Source organism: Nocardioides immobilis (genome assembly GCF_003515065.1).
In the GTDB taxonomy this organism is placed as follows: Bacteria; Actinomycetota; Actinomycetes; order Propionibacteriales; family Nocardioidaceae; genus Nocardioides; species Nocardioides immobilis.
In genome coordinates this window covers 1-19,480 of the sequence record NZ_QXGH01000048.1, presented here as the reverse complement: position 1 = coordinate 19,480, position 19,480 = coordinate 1, and the positions used below count along the sequence as shown (strand labels likewise).

The window sequence follows — 19,480 nt, the reverse complement described above, 5'->3', positions numbered from 1 at the left end:
GGGTTGATGCTAGATCAGTTGCGATGGAGGCGCACAACAGTCCTGTTGCGCCGTTTTCCGTCACGGTCGGATGACGGCATTCCGGACTCGCGCACGTGGACGTTGATCAGGACGCTCGTCAGAGCCGCCCACACGCACCACAAGGACACGACGGCGTTCTGGTCGAGCCACGCCAGGAGGGCGACCACGACCAGGTTGCCGACGCCGAACCACCGGAGTGACGAGGCACGGGCGGCGAGGGGCGGACCGCAGCTGGCGAGGACGTACGCCGTCAGCACCGCCGCGTCGTACGGCACGCCGGGGCTGTAGGAGATGTGGTGGCCGTCGATGCGCCGCGCGACCGGTTCCAGCCCCAGCGCGGCCAGGCCGACGACGGCCGCACCGAGCCCCGCGAGCAGGAAGACCCGGTCGAGGAGCGGCGACCGCCCGGCCCCCGTCCTCAGGAACGCGTAGGGCACCAGCACCGGCACCACGCCCAGCGCGATGACGAGGTAGACCCAGGCCGCCGGGTCGCCGACCGCGTCGGAGACGCGGCCCTCGAGGTTCCACCAGACCAGCGTCTCGACGAGCTGGTGAACACCGAGCACCAACGGCAGTGCTGCCAGCGCGAGCTGGTCGCGGGTGCGGACGTTGCGCAGCGTGTCGATGCCGACAGCCGTGATCACCGCGCCGGCGGCGAGATCCATCTCCGCGGAGAAGCACATGGCGTCATCTTCCTCGGAGCGCTGCTCGCCGTCACAAGGTTTGCTGCAACACCGGCCTACGGCACCAGCACGACCTTGCCGACGTTCCGGCGCTCGGCGATCATCCGGTGCGCGTCACCCGCCCGCTCGAAGCTGAAGGCCTCGGCGACCACCGGCTGCACCGTGCCGTCGGCGATCAGCTCGCGGAGGGGCGTGATCCACGGTTCGAGCGTGCCGGCGTCGTCCCACAGCGCCAGCATGTTGAGGCCGATCACGGCCTTGGACGCCGACATCTGCTTCACCAGGTTGAACCGCGGCATCCGGATCATCGTGCGGGCCGCTTGGAGGAGGTTGCGGCTCGCGCCGTCCATGACCGAGGACGCCCCGAACGCGACCAGCCGGCCACCCGGGCGGAGCAGGTCGTAGCTGGTGCGGAAGCTCGGGCCACCGATCGCGTCCATCACCAGGTCGTACGGCGGCAGCCCGCGATGCCAGTTCTTCTGCGTGTAGTCGTGGGCCACCTCGACGCCGAACCCGCGGATCGCATCATGCTTGCCCGGCGACGCGGTGCCGTGCACCTCCGCACCGACGGCGCGGGCGATCTGGGTCGCCGCGATCCCGACCCCACCGGCGGCGGCGTGGATGAGGACGCGCTCGCCGGGCTGCAACGTGCCGTACCGCACCAGCCCGGCCCACGCCGTAGCGTAGTTGACGGGGATCGCTGCGCCCTGCTCGTAGGTCAGCCGGTCGTCGAGAGGCACGACGTCCCGAGCCCCGACCACCACGCGCTCGGCGTACCCACCGAACCGGGTGCCGGCGAGCACCCGGTCGCCGACCGCGACGGAGTCGACGTCGGGTCCGACCGCCGTGACGTCGCCCGCGACCTCGTAGCCGACCACCATCGGCGGCCTGGGAGCCTCGGGGTAGAACCCGACCCGCGCCATGGTGTCGGCGAAGTTCACGCCGGCGGCGCGTACGTCGACGGCGACCTCGCCAGGCCCGGGTGGCTCCGGGTCGGGGCGGTCCTGGACCTGGAGGACCTCAAGGTCGCCGTGGCGGGTGATGACGACAGCGCGCATGGCCGGACGCTAGCCGCACCCGCACCGCGTCGGCGTCCTCCTACGGTCGGAACCCGCCCCGCGCGGATCGTCGCTCAGATCTCCGGCAGCTCCGGAAGCGGCCGGCTGCACAGCTTCTCCGCCGCGGCCTTGGTCATGCCGAACCCTCGCAGCACTCGGGCGGTCATCATGTCGGTGAGCGCCCCAGCGTCCGCGTCGGGATTGGCGTCGAGCAGCTGGAGCAGCCCGAGGAGCGCTCCCCCGGCCGACATGACCGCCAGGTCGGAGTCCTCGATGTCGAACCGCCCCGCAGCCACAGCCCCCTCGATGTCGTGGATCGCCCGGGGCCGCAGGCCCTCGTCGCGCAGCAGGATGCCGACGCCCTCGTTGAGCAGGACCCGCACCATCGCAGGGATCTGGCGCTGGAGCCGCCCGGTCAACCGGAAGCTGACGGCAAACACCTCGGCGGGGTCGTCGTAGCCCGCGACGAGCCCGTCGAGCGCGGCTCCATAGACCTGCAGCACCGCCTCGACCGCCGCCTCGAACAACGCCTCCTTGCTCTCGAAGTGGTTGTAGAAGCTGCCGAAGCCGACGTCTGCCGCGTCGGTGATCTGCTGGATCGACACGGCGGTCCGGCCGTCGGCGAGGAACTCCTGCGCGGCGGCGATGAGCGCTGCCCGGGTGCGCTCCCGACGACGGTCGACGCGAGTAGGCGTGGCAACGGGCTCGATCGTCATGACGCACATCATAACTGATGACTTCATCAGAATGTCTTGACAGAGGGATTCATCGTGACTGATGATTTCATCAGTTTCAGAGATGAGGTCGTCATGAGCGCAGCAGCACGGGTCCAGCGCACCGAGCACACCGTCCGGGTCGGACGTCGCGAGATCTTCGTGACGGAAGCGGGAGCGGGTGCGCCCGTCGTACTTCTCCACGGCGGCGGCGCCGGCGCGACCGGCGCGTCCAACTACAGCCGCAACATCGAGGTGCTCGCGGAGCACTTCCGGGTGATCGTCCCCGACATGCCCGGCTACGGACGGTCGACGAAGGACATCGACCACGAGGACCCCTTCGGGGACCTCGCTGCCGCGATCCGTGGGCTCCTCGACGAGCTCGGCATCGACAAGGCCCATCTGGTCGGCAACTCGTACGGCGGCGCTGCCGCGCTCCGGCTGGCCTTGGACCGGCCGGACAAGGTCGGCCGGCTGGTCCTGATGGGCCCCGGCGGCGTGGGCACCACCCGCGGCCTTCCGACCAAGGGACTCAGCACGCTGCTGTCCTACTACGGCGGCGAGGGGCCGACCCGCGCGAAGCTCGAGACGTTCATCCGCGACTACCTGGTCTACGACGGCGCGTCGGTGCCGGACGAGCTGATCGAGCTGCGCTACCAGGCCAGCATCCAGCCCGAGGTCGTCGCCAACCCGCCGCTGCGCCGGCCCTCGGGGCCCACAGCACTCCGCACCCTGATGCGGATGGACTTCACCCGCGACCGGCGGCTGGCGCAGGTCCAGGCTCCGACGCTGGTCGTCTGGGGAGCCGACGACAAGGTCAACCGGCCCTCCGGTGGACGCACCCTCGCCGCGACGATGCCCCACTGCGACCTCTACCTGGCCTCGAGGACCGGCCACTGGGTGCAGTGGGAGCGCGCCGAGCTCTTCAACTCCCTCGCGATCCGCCACCTCGATGAGGGCTGCCTGTCGTGAGCGTCTTCGGCAAGGTCCGGCTCGGCTACCTGGTCGTCGAGTCGCAGCGGTTCCGTGACTGGCGCCGGTTCGGCGCCGACGCGATCGGCCTCCACGTGGACGAGCTCACCGACGACGTGCTGCGGTTCCGTCTCGACGGCCGCGAGTGCCGGTTCCTCATCCAGCGCGGCCCGGCCGAGGACGTGATGGCCGTCGGCTGGCACGTCACCGACCACGACACCTTCGACCGCGTCGTGCGCCGGGTGACCGAGCGCGGCGTACCGATCCAGGAGGGCACGCCGGAGGAGGCCGCGCTCCGCGGTGTCGAGCGGCTGTGGCGCTTCGCCGGTCCCAAGGGGATCACGCAGGAGATCTTCACGACCGCTGTCGACTCCCCCAAACCGCTGCAGATGATCAGCTCCGGGTTCGTCACCGGTGACGGCGGCATGGGTCACGTTGCGCTCACCTCGCGCGACCCGGGCGGCATCCACCGCTACTACAACACGGTCTTCGACTCGCGCCTGTCGGACTACATCGACGAGAACATCAGCGGCCTGATCATGAAGATCCGCTTCCTGCGGGTCAACGAGCGCCACCACTCGGTGGCGGTGGCCAACATCCAGGGCCTCAGGATCGAGCCGATCCGCACCAAGGTGCAGCACGTCAACATCCAGGCGGCGACGCTCGAGGACATGGTCGGCGCGTACACCCGGGTCCGCGAGCTCGGCTTCACGATGGCGTGGTCGATCGGGCAGCACACGAACGACAAGGAGCTGTCGTTCTACTGCGCCACCCCGTCCGGGTTCGAGCTCGAGGTCGGCTGGAACCCGATCGTCCTCACGCCCGAGGTCGAGGCCGCGTGGCAGGTCGCCACGCACCAGGGCATCTCCGTCTGGGGCCACCGGCCGGTCGATCCCGGCATCTTCGACAAGCTCGGCCAGCTCCGCCAGGCCGCCCTCAACCTCCGTCGCCCGGAGATCACCGTCCCCGCGCTCAGCACCTCGTCCTTCGCAGGAGCAGCATCATGAACCAGTACGACGTCGCCGTGGTCGGTCTCGGCCCCACCGGCCTCACCCTCGCCCACCTGCTCGGCCGTCGCGGCCTCAGCGTCCTGGTGCTGGAGCGCGAGCCCGAGTTCTATGGCAACGCACGAGCCGTCTACACCGACGACGAAGCGCTGCGCGTGTTCCAGACGGCCGGGGTCGCCGACGCCATCCACGTCGACATGAACGTCGACTCCGCGGTGCAGTGGGTGAAGGCGAGCGGCGACGTGCTCATCCAGTTCCGCGAGACCCAGCGCCCGCTGTGGTGGCCCGTCGTGAACTTCCTTTACCAGCCCTACCTCGAGACCACCCTCGAGTCGCTCCTCACCCGGTACCCCGACGTCGAGCTGCGCCGCGGCCGGGAGGTCGTCGACTTCGCGCAGGACGACGCCGGCGTCACCGTCGTCCACGCGGCCGCGTCGGGTAGCCGCTACGGCCGGCAGGACAACGTCGTCGACGAGTCGACCCGCGAGACCGTGCGGGCGTCGTACCTCGTCGGCGCCGACGGCGGCCGCAGCGTCGTCCGCACCCGGCTCGGCATCGAGATGACCGGCAAGAGCTTCCCCGAGCGCTGGTTGGTCGTCGACCTCGAGGCGAAGCCAGGCACCGATGCCTTCCGGCACCTTCCCTACTTCGACTTCGTCTGCAACCCCGAGATGCCGACCGTGAGCTGCCCGCAGCCCGGCGCTCACCACAGGTTCGAGTTCGCGCTGACGGATGCGGACGACAAGGACCACTTCGAGTCCGACCAGACGGTCCGGCGCCTGATCGGCCGGTACGTCGACGTCGACCAGGTCGAGGTCAGGCGGCGACTCGTCTACACGTTCAACGCGCTCGTCGCGGACCGGTGGCGCGACGGCCGGGTCCTCCTCGCCGGCGATGCCGCCCACATGACGCCGCAGTTCGTCGGCCAGGGGATGAACGCCGGCGTCCGCGACGCCGACAACCTCTCCTGGAAGCTCGCAGCAGTGCTCCGCGGCGGTGCCGATGCGGCGCTCCTCGACACCTACGAGTCCGAGCGACGCCCGCACGCCAAGGCGATGATCGACTTCTCCGTCTTCAACAAGTCGCTGGTCTCGATCAAGAACCCGGTCGGCGCGAGCGCGCGCAACGCCGCGATGTGGACCGCCTTGCGCATCCCCGGGCTGGCCGGGTGGATCCGGCAGGCCGGCATGAAGCCCAAGCCGCGCTTCAAGAAGGGCACGTACGTCGGGCGCCCGCGGTCCGTGCGCGGCGCCGAGGGCACCTTGTCGCCACAACCGATGGTCCGGCGGTACGACGGACGGCCGGTGCGTCTCGACGACGCGCTCGGCACCGGGTGGTCGGTGATCGGGATCGGCGTCGATCCACGGGAGGGCCTCGACGTGGCGGCGTGGGCGCAGGTGGGCGCGACGTTCGCGACGGTCTTCTCGCCGGGCACCCGCCCGCAGGGCGCGGTCGGCGCCTGCGGCAACCGGGCCGGCCTCGTCGATGTCGAGGACACGAGCGGCGAGCTGACCCGGTGGCTGCGCCGGCACGGCATCCGTCGCGGGTCGGTCGTCGTGCTGCGACCCGACAAGTACGTCTTCGGCGCCACCAGGGACGGCGCCGCGCTCACCCGCGCGCTCGTCGACCAGCTCGGGCTCACCCCGGCCGCCGTTCCGGCCGGTCCGGTCCCGGCCGAGGTCGGGCTGTGAGCGCGCCCATGAACCGCCGCTCCTTGCTCGGCATGGCCGCGACCGGCGCGGCCGCGGCCGCCGTACCGATCGCACTCGCGACGGCTGCCCGCGCAGTGCCCGTCCTGACCGGTCCGCGCAACCGGATCGACGTTCACTGCCACCACATCCCCGACTTCTACCGGCAGTCGCTCGCCGAGCACGGCATCGACTCGGCGGGCGGGAAGGCGCTCCCGGCCTGGAGCCCGCAAGCGGCGGTCACCTTCATGAACCGGTTCGGCATCGCCGCCCAGGTGGTGTCGATCTCCGAGCCGGGCGTGGCCTACCTGCCGACCGCCACCCAGCGAGACGCGATGGCGCGCCGGATCAACGACTACACCTACGAGACGCTCATCAACGGCTCAGGCACGGTGGCCAAGCGGTTCGGCGGGTTCGCCGTACTGCCGCTCGGCGACCTCGACGACCCTGCCGAAATCGCCAACGCCCGCGCCGAGGCGACGCGTGCGATCAAGCAGCTCGGGTTCGACGGGGTCGGCCTCTTCAGCCAGTACCGCGGCGTCTACCTCGGCGACGACCGGCTCAAGCCGCTGATGAAGACGCTCAACCAGCTCGGCGCGATGGTCTTCGTGCACCCGGTGACGCCGGTGCACCCGGACCTCGGGCTGCCGGCGTTCCTCTTCGAGTTCCCCTTCGACACCACACGCGCGGCGGTGAACCTCAGCTACCACCGCACGTTCACGCTCTACCCGCGGATCCGCTGGCTGCTCGCGCACGCCGGCGGCACCCTGCCGTTCCTCGCCTACCGGACCTCGCTGCTGCAGTACGTCACGCCGATCATGCAGAACCTCGGGCTCGGCGTCCTCGACGAGCAGAACCTCGACTACGGGCGACTGTTCTACGACACCGCGCTGTCGCCGGCACCGTCCGCGATGATGTCGGTCCGCGAGGTGGCGCCGGTCTCCCACATCATGTTCGCCACGGACTGGCCGTTCTCGGCGCAGGTCTTCACCATCCCCGGGGACCCCGCTCCGCAGCTCAAGCGCTCCTTCGACAGCACCGAGCTCCGGCAGGTGCTGCACGGCAACGCCCTCACGCAGCTCCCCGCGCTCCGGAAGCGGTTGGGCGGATGAGCGCGCAGCAGGCGGCCGCGCGCCTCATCGCCGCGGCGGCGTGCGGTGTGCCGTGCGCGCCGGTGCGAGACCTCATCGGCGGCAGCGACGTGGAGGCCGCGTACGCGACCCAGCTGCTGGTCAACCGGGCCCGGATCCTTGGGGCGCGAGCATCGTGGGCCGCAAGATCGGGCTCACCTCGTCCGCCGTCCAGCAGCAGCTCGGTGTCGCCCAACCGGACTTCGGAGTGCTGTTCGACGACATGGACACGACCAGCCGCGCCGTTCCGATGTCGCGGCTCCTGCAGCCGAAGGCCGAGGCCGAGATCGCGTTCGTGCTCGGGGAGGACCTGTCGATCGCGTCCGCGCACGTCGCGCTGGAGATCGTCGACAGCCGGATCTCGGCGTGCGACATCTCGTTCGGCGACCCGCTGCGGCCGGGACAGGTCGTCCTGTCCGGCGCGCTCGGACCGATGACCGCTGTCGGCGCCGGGGACGTCGTCGAGACCACGATCTCCGGGGTCACGCTCACCGCTCGCTTCCCGGAGGACGCATGAACGCAAAGACCAAGGTCGCCGTCATCGGCTCCGGCAACATCGGCACCGCCGCGAGCTGATCGGCGGCCAGGAGGACATGATCGTGGACCTCGCCCTGGACCTGGTCAGCTCTCGATGAGCGCGCGCTTCTCGAGCTCAGCAGACGAGGTCGAGGCGATGCGTCCGCTCGTTGAAGGTGAACGACTCCCCTGCCCGCATGCCGTCGATGACCTGGCCGACCGGTGAGTCCGCGGAGATCCCCTCATAGCTGACCCCGTCGCACTCGAACGCGTCGGCGACGACTCCGAAGACGTAGTGGTCGCCGCCGAACGCCACGACCGCCCCGGGCTCGACGACGTCCTTGGGCCCGAAGTCGAGATCATCGATGGCGGCGAGGTCGGCACGCTGCTTGTCCTCGGCCGCTTCGAGCAGCTCGTGGAGCTCGCCGGCCGCGTCGGACTGGGAGAGGTCGTCGACGGAGTGCGACGCATCCTGGTCCAGCTCGGCGCCGGATTGCTCCGACGACGCGGCCTGGTCGGACGCACCGACCTGGGCGCTGATGTGAGCCTTCAGCGCATCCTTGACCCGCTGCTTCTCACTGGCATCCAGGTTCGCGGGCTCGGCCATGGTGCGCCCCTTCTCTCGGAGATCCTCGCCCTAGGTTGGCACGTCGGCGAGGCGCAGCACAGCCGCTAGCTCGCGCTCAGCCGGCGAATACTGCCGACACAGCGCGAGCTAGTGGCTCGGAAGGTCGACCGTCAGCGAGGCGAGCGGCTGGACGACGTCGGCCACGGTCCGGCCGGCGGCCATGACAGTGCCGTCGGGGCGCACCAGCGCCGCGCGGGCACGCCCACGGGTGAGCCAGTCGTGCAGCGGCTCGCCCGGGCTCGTCGGGAGCACGACCAGTCCGGGCTCGTCACCAGCCACGACGTCCGCCGTACCCGGCTGCGCGACGACCAGCACGCAGCGGCCTCCGGTCAGGTCGTCGAACCGCCGGCCGTCGACCGGCGCGTTCGGGCCGAGCGAGCCGGCCAGCCCCCGGCGTCCGCGACGACCGGCGACGAGCGCGCCCGCGCGCAGGGGGGCGTCGTGCTGTCCAGCACCCGGGCGCGGAACCCGGGGACCAGGTGCAGCCGCGGTGCGACGAGCCGCCTCAGCAGGTCGCCGGTGCGGCCACCGCGCGTCATCGCGGTGCCGACGACGATCGCCAGCCGGATCATCTGCGCCGTGTGCGGACGCCGCTCCTGCTCGTAGGTGTCGAGAACGACCGGGGCGAGGTGGCCCTGGAGCACGCCGGCCAGCTTCCACGCCAGGTTCGCAGCGTCCCGGAGCCCGGCACCCATCCCCTGCCCGATGAACGGCGGCGTCAGGTGCGCGGCGTCGCCGAGCAGGAAGACGTTGCGGTCCCGCCACCGGTCGGCGAGCTGGGCCCGGAAGGTGTACTCGGCCACCCGCACCAGCTCGAGGTCGGCCACCGGGACGGCGCCGGTCCACGGCCGGAGCAGGGGGTCCAGCACCGCGATGTCCTCGAAGTCCTGGCTGGTCTCGCCGTCCTTGAGCTGGAACTCCCAGCGGTAGCGCCGCTCGCTGATCCGCATGTACGTCGCCGCGCGGTCGGTGTCGCACACCTGGTGCACGCCCTCCCACTGACCGAGGTCGTGGTCGGTGTTGACGTCGACGACGAGCCAGCGCTGCTCGAACCGCAGGTCCTGCATGGTCGCGCCGATCGACCGGCGTACGACGCTGTTGGCGCCGTCGCACCCGAGGACGTACGTCGCCTCGATGGCCTCGGTCTCGCCCGTGGTCCGGTCCGTGAGGTCGACGCGCACGGGTCCGGCGGCCGACTGGTGGACCGCGGTGACGAGCACGTCCCCGCGGAAGGTCACCGACGGCTGGGCGCACAGGTTGGCCCGCAGCAGTGCCTCGAGCTCGGGCTGGTCGAACATGTTGGCCTGGGGGAAGCCGTGCCGGCCGGCGCCGCCGTCCCGCCGGAACTCGGCGAGCACCCGGTGCTCCGGGTCCATCAGCCGCAGGCCCTGCGAGGGCCGGGAGATGCGGGCGAACTCGTCGGCCAGGCCGAGCCGGGCGACGATCCGGTAGATCTCGTCGTCCAGGTGGACGGCGCGCGGCTGCGGGTAGACCGAGGCCCAGCGGTCCAGCACCAGCACCTCGACGCCGTACTGCGCCAGCAACGTCGCGGCGGTGACGCCGCTCGGGCCGGCGCCGACGACCACGACCGGCAGGACGTTGGAGGAGGACGACATGACGGCTCCGTGGTCAGCCGACGACGGGGCGGCGGTCGGCGGTGAGCTCGGTCAGCCGGTCCTGCATCGCGGACTCGACGCGCGTGGCGAAGGCCTCCGCGGACTCGCCGTCGGCGGGCGTCATGGCGGGCACGACGGCGGTGACGAGCTTGGTGGGGAGGGGCGCGTACGGGAGCATCCCGGCGATCCCGAGGTTGAGCCCCCACGGGAAGGTGAGGCTCACCGGCAGCGCCTTGACCCGCAACAGCTGGGGCAGCCGGAGCGCGCGGGCCAGCCGCTGGCCGTCGCTCAGCACGAGGAGGGACTCACCGGCACCGGCGGTGACGACCGGTACGACCGGCACGCCCTTGTCGATGGCCACCCGGGCGAAGCCGGACCGACCCGCGAACTTGATCCGGTTGCGCTCCCTCGTCGGCTTGGCAGCCTCGACGTCGCCTCCCGGGAACACCGCGACATGGCGGCCGGCAGCGAACGCCTCGTCGACCGCCGCCGCACTGCCCGGCACGCAACCGAGCGGCTCGATCAGCCCGCCCACACCGAGGGTCCATGCGACCTGGTGGACGAGGAACGTCGTCTGGCGAGGATCCCCGATGCGGTCCAGCGTCCGGGCGAGCGCCAACACGTTGAGGTCGAGGATCCCGCCGAAGCCGTGGTTGGAGACGATGAGCGCGGGCGTCTCGGGAAGCTGCGCATCGATCTGGACCTCGTGCCGGTGGTAGCGACGGAGGTACTCGTCGATGACCCGCAGCAGCACCGCGGGCGGCGCCGCGTCGTCGTACGCCGTCATCGTGCGCTCCTCAGGACCCACGGCACCGTGTAGCCGCCCAGTGCTTCCTTCAGCGCGATCTCGTCGACCGTCGACCGCGCATCGACGACCGCGACGACGCCGCCGTCACCGATCACCGCCGCCACGCCGCTGACGCCGTCGACACCGCGCAGCGCGCGGCTCAGCTCCTGCTGCGTCGCGTCGGCGCGCAGCGCCAGCTTGTAGGGCTTGCCGACGTCGGTGACGGGCAGCGCGTCCAGCACGTCGACCGACCTGGGTGCGGCGGCCGGCTCGGCGACCCGCGCCGCCGCCCACGCCTCGAGGTCGGCACCGGTGACCGTCGCGCCCGCGGCAACCGTCACGTAGGCGACCGGCACCTCACCCGCGTGGACGTCGGGTCGTCCGACGGCCGCGGCACCGGTCACGTCGGGGTGGGCGAGCAGGACGTCCTCGATCACGGCCGGGTCGATGTTGTGGCCGCCGCGGATGATCAGGTCCTTCGCGCGCCCGGTGAGGAAGACGAAGCCGTCCTCGTCGACCTGCGCCAGGTCACCGGTGTCGAGCCAGCCGTCGACCAGCTTGCCCAGGCCGTCGACCACCGGGCCGCCCGCGTCCCGGCCGGTGACGTAGCCCGGGAAGACCGTGGGTCCCTTGATCGCCAGCACGCCCACCTCGCCGGCGGGCAGGTCGGTCCACGAGCCGTCGGGCTCGACCCGGACGGCCTTGACCTGTTGGTACGGCATCCGCTGGCCGACCGACCCGGGGCGGTCCACCTGGAGGAAGCTCCGCACGGAGGCGCAGGTCGCCTCGGTCAGGCCGTAGCCCTCGAGCAGCCGCACGCCGGTGGCCCCCTCGAACGCCTCCCGGACCGCGGCCGGCAGCGCGCTCGCCCCGACCATCGCGCACCGCATGCTGGTGATGTCGGCGTCCACGGGGCACTGGGCCAGGACCTGGTAGACGGTGGGCACCGCGCTCATGGCGGAGATCCGGAAGTGCTCGACGATCCGCCAGAGCTCGCCGTACAGAGCGGGGTCGCGGTAGCCGGACGGTCCCGCCCAGACGACCCGCTGACCCCGCAGCAGCGGGGCCAGCAACGTGACGACGAGCGCGTTCACGTGGAACAGCGGCAGCGCTGCGAACACCACGGAGTCCTCGTCCAGCAGCGTGTTGGCCGCGATCATCCACGCGTCCGCCACCTCGTTGGCGTGGGTGTGCGCGGCGAGCTTCGGCACGCCGGTCGTCCCGCCGGTGTGGAACACCGCGGCGATGTCGGTCGCGACCGGCGGCGCACCGACGAAGTGGTCGCCCGGTTGTCCGGCGACGAGCCCGTCGAGCTGCGCGAGGTCGACCATCGCATCGACACCGATGCCGGAGGTGTCGACGCCCTCGCCGGCGACGAGGACCCGCGCTCCGGAGCGGGCCAGCAGCTCGGCGACGTGATCGGCCCGCAGGCCGGCGTTGACCGGCGCCGCGATCCCGGCGACCTGCGCGGCGAGCGTGGCGACCACCAGGTCCTCGCAGTTCGGCGAGAGCAGGCCGACCGCGTCGCCGCGTCGTACGCCCAGGCCGTGCAGGTGGTTGGCGACCCGGTTGACCCGGCCGAGCAGCTCGCCGAACGTGACGTCGGTGTGGTCGCGCCAGCGCGCCGCCTCTGGCAGCACCGAGAGCGCCGTGCGGTCCGGCCAGAGCGCGGCCGCCCGGCAGAGGACGTCGTACGTCGTCGCCGGCAGGCCCCGGTCGGCGAGCGGCACCGCCTCGATGAGGGGCAGGTCCTCGGGGCCGTCGTACCGCGGCCAGAGCTCGGCGGTCACGACGCGTAGCGCACGACGGTGCGCTGGGTGCCGAGGTCGATCGCCCCGTCGTCGGTCGCGACGCCGGCCTCGACGACGTCGCCGTCGTGGAGGTACTTCGGGTTGCCGGCCTGCCGCTTGAAGAACGCCTTCCACTTCACGTGCGCCGGGAGCAGGTTGCCGATGATCTCGATCGGCTTCGGCGGTGCGCTGAGGGCGGTGCCGACCGGGGTCCCGGTCAGCAGCAGGTCGCCGGCGTCGAGCCGCTGGAAGCCGGTGAGCGCCTGCAGTGCCTCAAGCGGCTGGAAGATCATGTCGCCCGCGACGACGGCATCCTGGCGGACCGCGCCGTTGACCTTGAGGGTGAGCCGCAGGTCGGCGAACCGCTTGAGCTCGTCGCCTTCGAGCAGCACCAGCGCCGGGCCGACGGGCGTGAACGTCGGGTAGGACTTGGCCTCGAAGAACTGCGTCTTCGGCAGCTGCAGGTCCCGGGCGCTGACGTCGTTGGTGACGACCAGGCCGGCGACGTACTCGCCGAGGTTGTCGGCGGTGATCGTGGTGCCGACCGGGACCGACTTCCCGAACACGATCCCGATCTCGACCTCGTAGTCGAGGAACCGCACGTGGCCGGGCCGGACGATGTCGTCGTCCGGCCCCGAGATCGAGCCGGACGTCTTGCGGAAGAACGTCAGCGGGGTGGTGTCGGGGTTCATGCCCGCATCGGCGACGTGCGAGCGGAAGTTCGTCATCTGCGCGACCACCCGGCACGGCGCGGTGACCGGTGAGACCAGAGCCAGGCTGTCGACGGGGACCGTCTCTGTTCCGGCGACCGCTGCGTCGATCGCGTCCCGGTCGGCGAGCAGCTCACCGGTGGTCGCGGCGGTCGTGTCGATCTTGCTGGCACTGCCGCCGGTCTGGACCCACCAGGCGTCGGCGGTGCGGAGGACGGTGATGCTCATGACGTGGCTACTTTCATCAGGCCGCGCAGGCGCGCGAGGTCGAACTCGTTGTCGTCGCGGAGCGCGGTCACCATTGACCTGAGCTCGCGCAGGGACTCGCGGCTGGGGCTGATCCCCATGAAGTCCTTGCTGGCGGGCGGCCCCCACTGGGCGAGCCCGGACGCGGTCAGCGGCGACCAGCCCGGCTCGAGCGTGTTGTCGAACCGGTCGCCGTCGGTGAAGTGCTCGACCAGGAAGCCGTCCGGGTCGCGCCAGTAGTCGAAGATCTGGCTGCCCTCGATGTGCCGCCCGATCCCCCAGGACCGGTAGTAGCCCTGCTCGCGGAGGTGCTCCCCGCCTGCGGCGAGCGCGTCGAGGTCCGAGACCTGGTACGCCGAGTGCACGTAGCGGTCCCGCGGGCCCAGGGTCATCGCCAGCGTGTGGTGGTCGGCCGGCTCCGAGCCGCGGTCGCAGCGGATGAAGCTCATCGTCGGGCCGCGCTCGCGCTGCCCGTCGAAGTACTTGAAGTCGCTGACGATCAGGCCGAGGTGCTGGAGGTACCAGTCGAGGCTCTCGCGGTACTTCGTGCTCTGGAGCACGACGTGCCCGAGCCGCTCGACCAGGGCCGGCGCTCGCGGCGGTCGCTGCGTGTCGTTGGTGCGGCGCAGCTCGCCGCCCGTGTTGAACGTGAGCGCCGGCTGGGTCTCGAGCGCGGGCAGCGCGTGCATCCCGCTGACCACCCTGACCCCGGCACCGTCGGGCGCGGTCAGGTCGACGACGGCTCCGCCGATGCTCTCCGGCAGGTTCGTCACCCGGGTTCCGGTCGCGTCCGCGAGCCGGAGCAGGTCGGCGTCGTCGGACGCCTGGAAGGCCGCGCCGGCGTACCGGGACTTCGGCCCGCGCCGGATGATCACGCACGGAGCTCCGGCGTACGCACCGCGGAGCTGGAGCTCGTCGGCGCTGCGGGCGGCCGTGGCGAAGCCGAAGGCGTGGGCGAACAGCTCAGCACGGTCGAGGTCCGGCTTCTCGAACTCCAGCCAGGCCAGGTCGGCGACCTTGATCACCGGGTTCTCCGCACGTCCGGGGTGCTCGCCGGAGAGCGCGCCCTGCTCGCTGTGCAGGTCGTTGTGCGTGCCGTGGTGAGTGTCTGCTCCCATCACCGGCTCCTCTCGTTGTTGACGATATCGTCAGTTATGGCGATATCGTCTGTCAATAGTTTCTGACGAATTCGTCAGATATGACGGCGAGCAGGTACGCTTCGCCCGGAGCAGGACGGGAGACGTCGTGAGCGAGCAAGCAGCCAGCCGGTTGGACCGTCGCCGCGCCCGCACCCGCGCGGCCCTGATCGGAGCGGCCCAGGAGCTGCTGGCCGAGGACCGGACCAACGTGAGCGTCCTCGAGATCACCCAGGCGGCCGACGTGGGGCTCGGCAGCTTCTACAACCACTTCGACAGCAAGGAAGAGCTCTTCCAGGCTGCCGTCGACCAGGTCCTCGAGGCGCACGGCGAGCTGATGGACCGGGTGACCGAGGGCATCGACGACCCGGCCGAGGTGTTCGCCCGCGCGTTCCGGCTGACCGGCCGGCTCCACCGGCGGCTCCCCGGCGCGAGCCGGGTCATGCTGCACCACGGCCCGGAGCTGATCATGTCCGACCACGGCCTCGCGCCGCGGGCGTTGCGTGACATCAAGGCGGCCCTGGAGGCCGGGCGCTTCACGACCGCCGACCCCGAGCTCGCGCTCGTCGCCGCCGGCGGGGCGGTGCTCGCACTCGGACAGCTGCTGCACGACCAGCCCGACCGCGACGAGGCCGCGTCCGCCGACGCGCTCACCGCCGACCTGCTGCGGATGTTCGGCCTCGATGCCGCGGAGGCGGAGGAGATCTGCCGGCGCCCCCTGCCGGACCTCGACGAGCTGATCGCGCCGGCGAGCGACGCGTAGGAGCACTCAGCCCGCGGTGCCTTCCGGCAGCGGCACGCTCACCAGCTCCTTGGCCTCGTCGCCGGCGACCCCGAGCGAGCGCAGCACCAGCTCGGCCGCGCCGGCGCCGGCCTCGCGCCAGCCCTGGTGACCTTCGAGCACCATCCACATCGCGCCGATCACCGTGCCCATGAGCATCGAGGCGATGCTCAGCTCACTGCCGGGAGGAACGGCGTAGCGGCCTGCCGCGATGCCCTTGGCCAGATCCTGCATGGGCGGGCCGCTGAGGATCTCGCGCAGCGTCTCGTCGGCAAGCCCGAACCGGACCATGAACCGCCCGAAGGAAGGATCGTCGTGGGCCATCCGAACCAGCAGCCGGGTGCCGGTGGCGAGCCGCGCGGGCGGGTCGGTGATGCCAGCAGCGTCCATCACCTGCACGTTCTGGACATGAATCGCAGCAGCCAGGTCGAGGCGGACCCGTTCATAGAGCGACTCGATCGACCCGACGTTGCGGTAGAGCGTGCCCCGCGCGACGCCGGCCTCGGTCGCGAGATCGCTGATGGTCACGTCGGCACTGCCGCGCTCGGCGAAGAGCCGGATCGCCGCGGATCTGATCCGCTGCTCGGTGCCGTTCATGGGCACAACCTAGATCACATCGCCTCGTTTGGAACACTATTGACTAATATTGAACACTGTGGCCCACCAGGTGACGCCCACCGGCGGCTACGGCATGAACACCGGCGTCGGCGACGCCGTCGGCCTCGGCTGGGCGCTCGCCGCGCAGCTCCAGGGCTGGGGCGATCCGGGCCTGCTCACGGCGTACGCCGACGAGCGGCGCGCCGTCGCCCTCCGCAACCGGGTAGCCGCGGCCCGCCACGCCGCGGTCCGCGGAGCGATCATGAGCAGCAAGTGGGCGGAGATGCACAGCGAGCGCTGGTACGGCGACCGCACCCGGGCCCGGCTCGGCCGGGAGATCCGGGACCTCGGCAACCTGGAGAACGAGGCGCTCGGCATCGAGATCGGCTACCGGTACGACGAGTCGCCCGTCGTCGTACCCGAGCCCGAAGGGGAGCCGCCCGCGCTGCGGATGGACGAGTACGTCCCCAGCACCTGGCCCGGGTCCCGGCCCCCCAGCCTGCACCTGGCCGACGGCCGGGCGATCTTCGACCTGTTCGGTCGCGGGTTCACGCTCCTGCGGTTCGCCGACCACGACGTCGACGGACTGGTCGCGATGGCCGCCCGGCGCGGCGTACCCCTCGACGTGGTCGACGTCCGTGACCCCCACGCCCGCGCGCTCTACGAGCGCGACCTCGTGCTCATCCGCCCCGACCAGCACGTCGCCTGGCGCGGCGCTGGAGCGCCCGCCGACCCGCTCGCCGTCATCGACCGCGTCCGCGGCGCCCATCCGACCCCCTCACGAAGGAAAGCCACATGAACACCACCCTCTGGGTCCTCCAGGTCCTGCTCGCCGCCGTCTTCCTCGCCGCCGGCCTGCTCAAGCTGAGCCGGCCGATCGACGACCTCGCCCCGATCGTCGGCGACTGGGTCCACCACGTCCCCGCCCCGCTCGTCCGCACCATCGCGGCGCTCGAGGTCGCGGCCGCGATCGGCCTGGTGGTCCCCGCTGCGGCGGACGTCCTCCCCTGGCTGGTCGGCGCCGCCGCGGCCGGGCTCGTGCTGGTGATGGTCGGCGCGGTCGCCACCCACCTCAAGCAGGGAGAGGTGCCGAAGGTCGGCCTCAACGTCGGGCTGGCCGTGCTCGCCGGCCTGGTGGCCTGGGGACGGCTCGGCCCCTTCGCCTTCTGAGGACGCTTGCCGGGCTACGCGCCCCGCATCCGCTCGGCACGGTCCTTCACCTCGGCCCAGGGGAACCGCTGCCGGAGCGTCGCGCCACTGGGCGCGTCCTCCTGCGCCTTGGCCCACGCGCTGTAGTCGGCGAACGTCCCCGTGCTTCCCGGCGAGCCGAGGTAGGTGGCGACTATGGCGACGACCTCGTCGTCCGACCAGCGCCGGCTCGTCGAGCGGGTCGTGTTGGTCGCGACGTCCGCACGGGAACACGCCTGCGTCCACGACCCGAACCGGCGGATCACCAGCGCCGGGGAGGCGGCGTCGCGGGCGCGCTGCCAGGCGTCGTAGGCACCGACGGTCAGCGGCTCGCCGAGCTCGGCCGCCGCGGCCGCCAGGCCGGCGACGAGCTCTTGGTCGCTGAAGTCGGGGGCTCGCACCCTGCCGGTCACTCCTGACCCCGGATGGCGGCGGCCACCGCGCCCGGTACGTCGGGGTGGAACACGCTCGGGATGATGAAGCTGGCGTGCAGCTCCTCGTCGGTCACCACCCTGGCGATCGCGTGGGCGGCCCGCAGCAGCATGTCGGTGGTGACCTCGGACGCGCGGGCGTCGAGCAGACCGCGGAAGACGCCGGGGAACGCAAGCACGTTGTTGATCTGGTTGGGATAGTCCGAGCGACCGGACGCGACCACGGCCGCGTACTTCGCCGCGTCGGCGGGATCGACCTCCGGGTCGGGGTTGGCGAGCGCGAAGACGACCGCGCCCTCGGCCATCTCCTGGATCCACTCGGGCTGGAGCACGCCGGGCCCGCTGACGCCGATGAACACGTCGGCGCCCCGGAGCCCGTCCTGGAGGGTGCCGCGGACGTTGCGGGGGTTGGTGATCGACGCCAGCTCGCGCTTCGCGGGCGGCAGCGAGGTGTCGTCGGTCGACAGCAGGCCCTCGCGGTCCCAGACGATGACGTCCTCGGCCCCGTCGGCCAGCAGGAGGGCGACGATCGCCGAGCCGGCGGCGCCACCCCCGGCGACGACGATGCGGGCGGCCGACAGCGACTTGCGGACGACCCGCAGCGCGTTGTGGAGCGCGGCGAGGACGACGATCGCCGTACCGTGCTGGTCGTCGTGGAACACCGGGATGTCGAGCGACTCCCGGAGCCGGCGCTCGACCTCGAAGCAGCGCGGCGCGGCGATGTCCTCGAGGTTGATGCCCCCGAAGCCGGGCGCGATCATCTCGACCGCGCGGACGATCTCGTCGACGTCCTGGCTCGCCAGGCAGATCGGCCAGGCGTCGATGTTGGCGAAGCGCTTGAAGAGCGCGGCCTTGCCCTCCATCACCGGCAACGCGGCGCCGGGGCCGATGTTGCCGAGGCCGAGGACGGCCGAGCCGTCGGTCACGACTGCCACCGAGTTGCCCTTGATGGTCAGCTTGGCGACGTCCTCCGGGTGCTTGTGCAGCGCCATGCTGACCCGGCCGACTCCCGGCGTGTAGGCCATCGCCAGGTCGTCGCGGTTCTTCAGCGGGACCTTGCTGGTGACCTGGATCTTGCCGCCCAGGTGCAGCAGGAACGTGCGGTCGGAGACCTTGTGGACCTGCACCCCCTCGAGCTGCTCGACCGCCTGGACCAGCCGCTCGCTGTGGTCGGAGTCGGTGGCGCTGCAGGTCACGTCGAGGACCAGCCGGTCGTGACGCGACTCCGCGACGTCCATCGCCGTGGTGATGCCCCCCGCCTCGGCGATCGTGGTCGCCACCTTGCCCACGACGGCGAAGTCGGGCTCGGCGTAGAGACGCATGGTGATGGAGTACGACGAAGGCGTGACACTCATGCGCCTACCTAAGACCCCTCCGTGGGATACCCACAAGTAGCCGTCTTGGCCTGGCCGTTGTGGTCGTTGATTTCGCGAGGAACGTGGCGCGGGTCACCCGCCGCCCGCCTCCTCCCCGATCCCGCGCTGCTCGTGTGAGCCGCTTGCCCGCCTGAATCGACCCACGTCCGCCGAGCTTGTCGAGGCGCCGCACCGCCGCTGACGGAGGTGCGAGGTCGCGCTGGCTGCCGCTGGCTAAGGTGCGACGAGCGCAGCGAGGAGCCTCGAAACCAAGGCGAAGAATCGTGAAGAACCTCGCCATGTGATGTCTCAGGACAGCGGTGACTGTTCTGCATCAGGACATCGGTGACACTCCATGTCTCAGGACTTCGGTGACGTTTGGTTGGATCGTGGGCGTTGGCCGCGGGGTTGGCCGTTGCCGACGTAG

At 71.4% G+C, this 19,480-nt stretch carries 22 protein-coding genes; 9 read left to right on the top strand and 13 right to left on the bottom strand.

The genetic code is table 11. From position 1 onward, the window contains the following. Positions 1-14: 14 nt before the first annotated feature. The 3 genes from D0Z08_RS29980 to D0Z08_RS29970 all read right to left on the bottom strand — a co-directional run bounded on the left by D0Z08_RS29980 (position 15) and on the right by D0Z08_RS29970 (position 2,478). Positions 15-704: a DUF6629 family protein gene (locus D0Z08_RS29980; protein ID WP_118928955.1), complete on the bottom strand. Its 690-nt coding sequence runs from the start codon at positions 702-704 to the stop codon at positions 15-17. 56 nt (positions 705-760) lie between these two features. Next, positions 761-1,762, bottom strand: a complete 1,002-nt coding sequence (locus D0Z08_RS29975; RefSeq protein ID WP_118928954.1) for a zinc-binding dehydrogenase — start codon at positions 1,760-1,762, stop codon at positions 761-763. 74 nt (positions 1,763-1,836) lie between these two features. Beyond that, the gene (locus D0Z08_RS29970) at positions 1,837-2,478 is read right to left on the bottom strand and encodes a TetR/AcrR family transcriptional regulator (RefSeq protein WP_118928973.1); all 642 of its coding nucleotides are present in this window, start codon (positions 2,476-2,478) and stop codon (positions 1,837-1,839) included. Positions 2,479-2,571: 93 nt separating this feature from the next. Between D0Z08_RS29970 and D0Z08_RS29965 the strand changes: the two genes are divergently transcribed. The 6 genes from D0Z08_RS29965 (at position 2,572) to D0Z08_RS33805 (ending at position 7,907) form a co-directional block, all read left to right on the top strand. Continuing rightward, positions 2,572-3,447, top strand: coding sequence for an alpha/beta fold hydrolase (locus tag D0Z08_RS29965; RefSeq protein ID WP_118928953.1), 876 nt, complete (start codon positions 2,572-2,574; stop codon positions 3,445-3,447). Beyond that, positions 3,444-4,454, top strand: coding sequence for a VOC family protein (locus D0Z08_RS29960; protein WP_118928952.1), 1,011 nt, complete (start codon positions 3,444-3,446; stop codon positions 4,452-4,454). The genes D0Z08_RS29965 and D0Z08_RS29960 overlap by 4 nt, the downstream gene beginning before the upstream one ends. Further along, positions 4,451-6,145: a bifunctional 3-(3-hydroxy-phenyl)propionate/3-hydroxycinnamic acid hydroxylase MhpA gene (gene mhpA / locus D0Z08_RS29955; RefSeq protein WP_118928951.1), complete on the top strand. Its 1,695-nt coding sequence runs from the start codon at positions 4,451-4,453 to the stop codon at positions 6,143-6,145. Before D0Z08_RS29960 ends, mhpA (D0Z08_RS29955) begins: the two co-directional genes overlap by 4 nt. Further along, positions 6,142-7,254 (top strand): amidohydrolase family protein, encoded by a 1,113-nt coding sequence (locus D0Z08_RS29950; protein WP_147381585.1) that lies wholly within the window; start codon positions 6,142-6,144, stop codon positions 7,252-7,254. Before mhpA (D0Z08_RS29955) ends, D0Z08_RS29950 begins: the two co-directional genes overlap by 4 nt. 154 nt (positions 7,255-7,408) lie before the next feature. Then, positions 7,409-7,789, top strand: coding sequence for a hypothetical protein (locus D0Z08_RS29945; protein WP_245994651.1), 381 nt, complete (start codon positions 7,409-7,411; stop codon positions 7,787-7,789). After that, entirely contained in the window at positions 7,713-7,907 is a 195-nt protein-coding gene (locus tag D0Z08_RS33805; RefSeq protein WP_118928972.1) for a hypothetical protein, read from the top strand. Before D0Z08_RS29945 ends, D0Z08_RS33805 begins: the two co-directional genes overlap by 77 nt. 17 nt (positions 7,908-7,924) lie before the next feature. Here D0Z08_RS33805 and D0Z08_RS29935 read toward each other — a convergent pair whose 3' ends face one another. From D0Z08_RS29935 to D0Z08_RS29910, 7 genes are all read right to left on the bottom strand, one after another. Then, on the bottom strand, positions 7,925-8,395 hold the full coding sequence (locus D0Z08_RS29935) for a hypothetical protein (protein ID WP_118928949.1): 471 nt from the start codon (positions 8,393-8,395) through the stop codon (positions 7,925-7,927). Between the two features lie 108 nt (positions 8,396-8,503). After that, positions 8,504-8,731: a hypothetical protein gene (locus D0Z08_RS32815; RefSeq protein WP_220454457.1), complete on the bottom strand. Its 228-nt coding sequence runs from the start codon at positions 8,729-8,731 to the stop codon at positions 8,504-8,506. Positions 8,732-8,745: 14 nt separating this feature from the next. Continuing rightward, positions 8,746-10,032 carry a bifunctional 3-(3-hydroxy-phenyl)propionate/3-hydroxycinnamic acid hydroxylase MhpA gene (gene mhpA, locus D0Z08_RS29930; RefSeq protein WP_220454456.1) on the bottom strand — a complete coding sequence of 429 codons (1,287 nt, stop codon included), beginning with the start codon at positions 10,030-10,032 and terminating at the stop codon, positions 8,746-8,748. A gap of 13 nt (positions 10,033-10,045) precedes the next feature. Next, entirely contained in the window at positions 10,046-10,819 is a 774-nt protein-coding gene (locus D0Z08_RS29925) for a 1-acyl-sn-glycerol-3-phosphate acyltransferase (protein WP_118928948.1), read from the bottom strand. Further along, on the bottom strand, positions 10,816-12,609 hold the full coding sequence (locus tag D0Z08_RS29920; protein WP_118928947.1) for an AMP-binding protein: 1,794 nt from the start codon (positions 12,607-12,609) through the stop codon (positions 10,816-10,818). The genes D0Z08_RS29925 and D0Z08_RS29920 overlap by 4 nt, the downstream gene beginning before the upstream one ends. Then, positions 12,606-13,547: a fumarylacetoacetate hydrolase family protein gene (locus D0Z08_RS29915; RefSeq protein ID WP_118928946.1), complete on the bottom strand. Its 942-nt coding sequence runs from the start codon at positions 13,545-13,547 to the stop codon at positions 12,606-12,608. Before D0Z08_RS29915 ends, D0Z08_RS29920 begins: the two co-directional genes overlap by 4 nt. Next, positions 13,544-14,683 (bottom strand): VOC family protein, encoded by a 1,140-nt coding sequence (locus D0Z08_RS29910; protein WP_118928945.1) that lies wholly within the window; start codon positions 14,681-14,683, stop codon positions 13,544-13,546. The genes D0Z08_RS29915 and D0Z08_RS29910 overlap by 4 nt, the downstream gene beginning before the upstream one ends. Before the next feature lie 127 nt (positions 14,684-14,810). On the opposite strand from D0Z08_RS29910, the gene D0Z08_RS29905 reads away from it, so the two are divergent. Further along, entirely contained in the window at positions 14,811-15,464 is a 654-nt protein-coding gene (locus tag D0Z08_RS29905) for a TetR/AcrR family transcriptional regulator (RefSeq protein WP_118928944.1), read from the top strand. A 6-nt stretch (positions 15,465-15,470) separates the two neighbouring features. Here D0Z08_RS29905 and D0Z08_RS29900 read toward each other — a convergent pair whose 3' ends face one another. Beyond that, on the bottom strand, positions 15,471-16,079 hold the full coding sequence (locus D0Z08_RS29900) for a TetR/AcrR family transcriptional regulator (protein WP_118928943.1): 609 nt from the start codon (positions 16,077-16,079) through the stop codon (positions 15,471-15,473). Between the two features lie 58 nt (positions 16,080-16,137). Here D0Z08_RS29900 and D0Z08_RS29895 point away from each other — a divergent pair, with 58 nt between their 5' ends. Together D0Z08_RS29895 and D0Z08_RS29890 are read left to right on the top strand one after the other, a co-directional pair. Beyond that, positions 16,138-16,878, top strand: a complete 741-nt coding sequence (locus D0Z08_RS29895; RefSeq protein WP_118928942.1) for an FAD-dependent monooxygenase — start codon at positions 16,138-16,140, stop codon at positions 16,876-16,878. Continuing rightward, positions 16,875-17,249, top strand: coding sequence for a DoxX family protein (locus D0Z08_RS29890; protein ID WP_118928941.1), 375 nt, complete (start codon positions 16,875-16,877; stop codon positions 17,247-17,249). Before D0Z08_RS29895 ends, D0Z08_RS29890 begins: the two co-directional genes overlap by 4 nt. A gap of 14 nt (positions 17,250-17,263) precedes the next feature. Here D0Z08_RS29890 and D0Z08_RS29885 read toward each other — a convergent pair whose 3' ends face one another. Together D0Z08_RS29885 and D0Z08_RS29880 are read right to left on the bottom strand one after the other, a co-directional pair. Next, positions 17,264-17,668, bottom strand: coding sequence for a homing endonuclease associated repeat-containing protein (locus D0Z08_RS29885; protein WP_118928940.1), 405 nt, complete (start codon positions 17,666-17,668; stop codon positions 17,264-17,266). A gap of 8 nt (positions 17,669-17,676) precedes the next feature. Continuing rightward, positions 17,677-19,053 (bottom strand): NAD-dependent malic enzyme, encoded by a 1,377-nt coding sequence (locus tag D0Z08_RS29880; RefSeq protein WP_118928939.1) that lies wholly within the window; start codon positions 19,051-19,053, stop codon positions 17,677-17,679. Positions 19,054-19,480: the final 427 nt, after the last annotated feature.

Bases quoted from the DNA above. Each gene is read 5' to 3' on its own strand.
- D0Z08_RS29980 (WP_118928955.1), bottom strand. From the start codon at position 704: ATGTGCTTCTCCGCGGAGATGGATCTCGCCGCCGGCGCGGTGATCACG.
- D0Z08_RS29975 (WP_118928954.1), bottom strand. From the start codon at position 1,762: ATGCGCGCTGTCGTCATCACCCGCCACGGCGACCTTGAGGTCCTCCAG.
- D0Z08_RS29970 (WP_118928973.1), bottom strand. From the start codon at position 2,478: ATGACGATCGAGCCCGTTGCCACGCCTACTCGCGTCGACCGTCGTCGG.
- D0Z08_RS29965 (WP_118928953.1), top strand. From the start codon at position 2,572: ATGAGCGCAGCAGCACGGGTCCAGCGCACCGAGCACACCGTCCGGGTC.
- mhpA (WP_118928951.1), top strand. From the start codon at position 4,451: ATGAACCAGTACGACGTCGCCGTGGTCGGTCTCGGCCCCACCGGCCTC.
- D0Z08_RS29935 (WP_118928949.1), bottom strand. From the start codon at position 8,395: ATGGCCGAGCCCGCGAACCTGGATGCCAGTGAGAAGCAGCGGGTCAAG.
- mhpA (WP_220454456.1), bottom strand. From the start codon at position 10,032: ATGTCGTCCTCCTCCAACGTCCTGCCGGTCGTGGTCGTCGGCGCCGGC.
- D0Z08_RS29925 (WP_118928948.1), bottom strand. From the start codon at position 10,819: ATGACGGCGTACGACGACGCGGCGCCGCCCGCGGTGCTGCTGCGGGTC.
- D0Z08_RS29915 (WP_118928946.1), bottom strand. From the start codon at position 13,547: ATGAGCATCACCGTCCTCCGCACCGCCGACGCCTGGTGGGTCCAGACC.
- D0Z08_RS29910 (WP_118928945.1), bottom strand. From the start codon at position 14,683: ATGGGAGCAGACACTCACCACGGCACGCACAACGACCTGCACAGCGAG.
- D0Z08_RS29900 (WP_118928943.1), bottom strand. From the start codon at position 16,079: ATGAACGGCACCGAGCAGCGGATCAGATCCGCGGCGATCCGGCTCTTC.
- D0Z08_RS29890 (WP_118928941.1), top strand. From the start codon at position 16,875: ATGAACACCACCCTCTGGGTCCTCCAGGTCCTGCTCGCCGCCGTCTTC.
- D0Z08_RS29880 (WP_118928939.1), bottom strand. From the start codon at position 19,053: ATGAGTGTCACGCCTTCGTCGTACTCCATCACCATGCGTCTCTACGCC.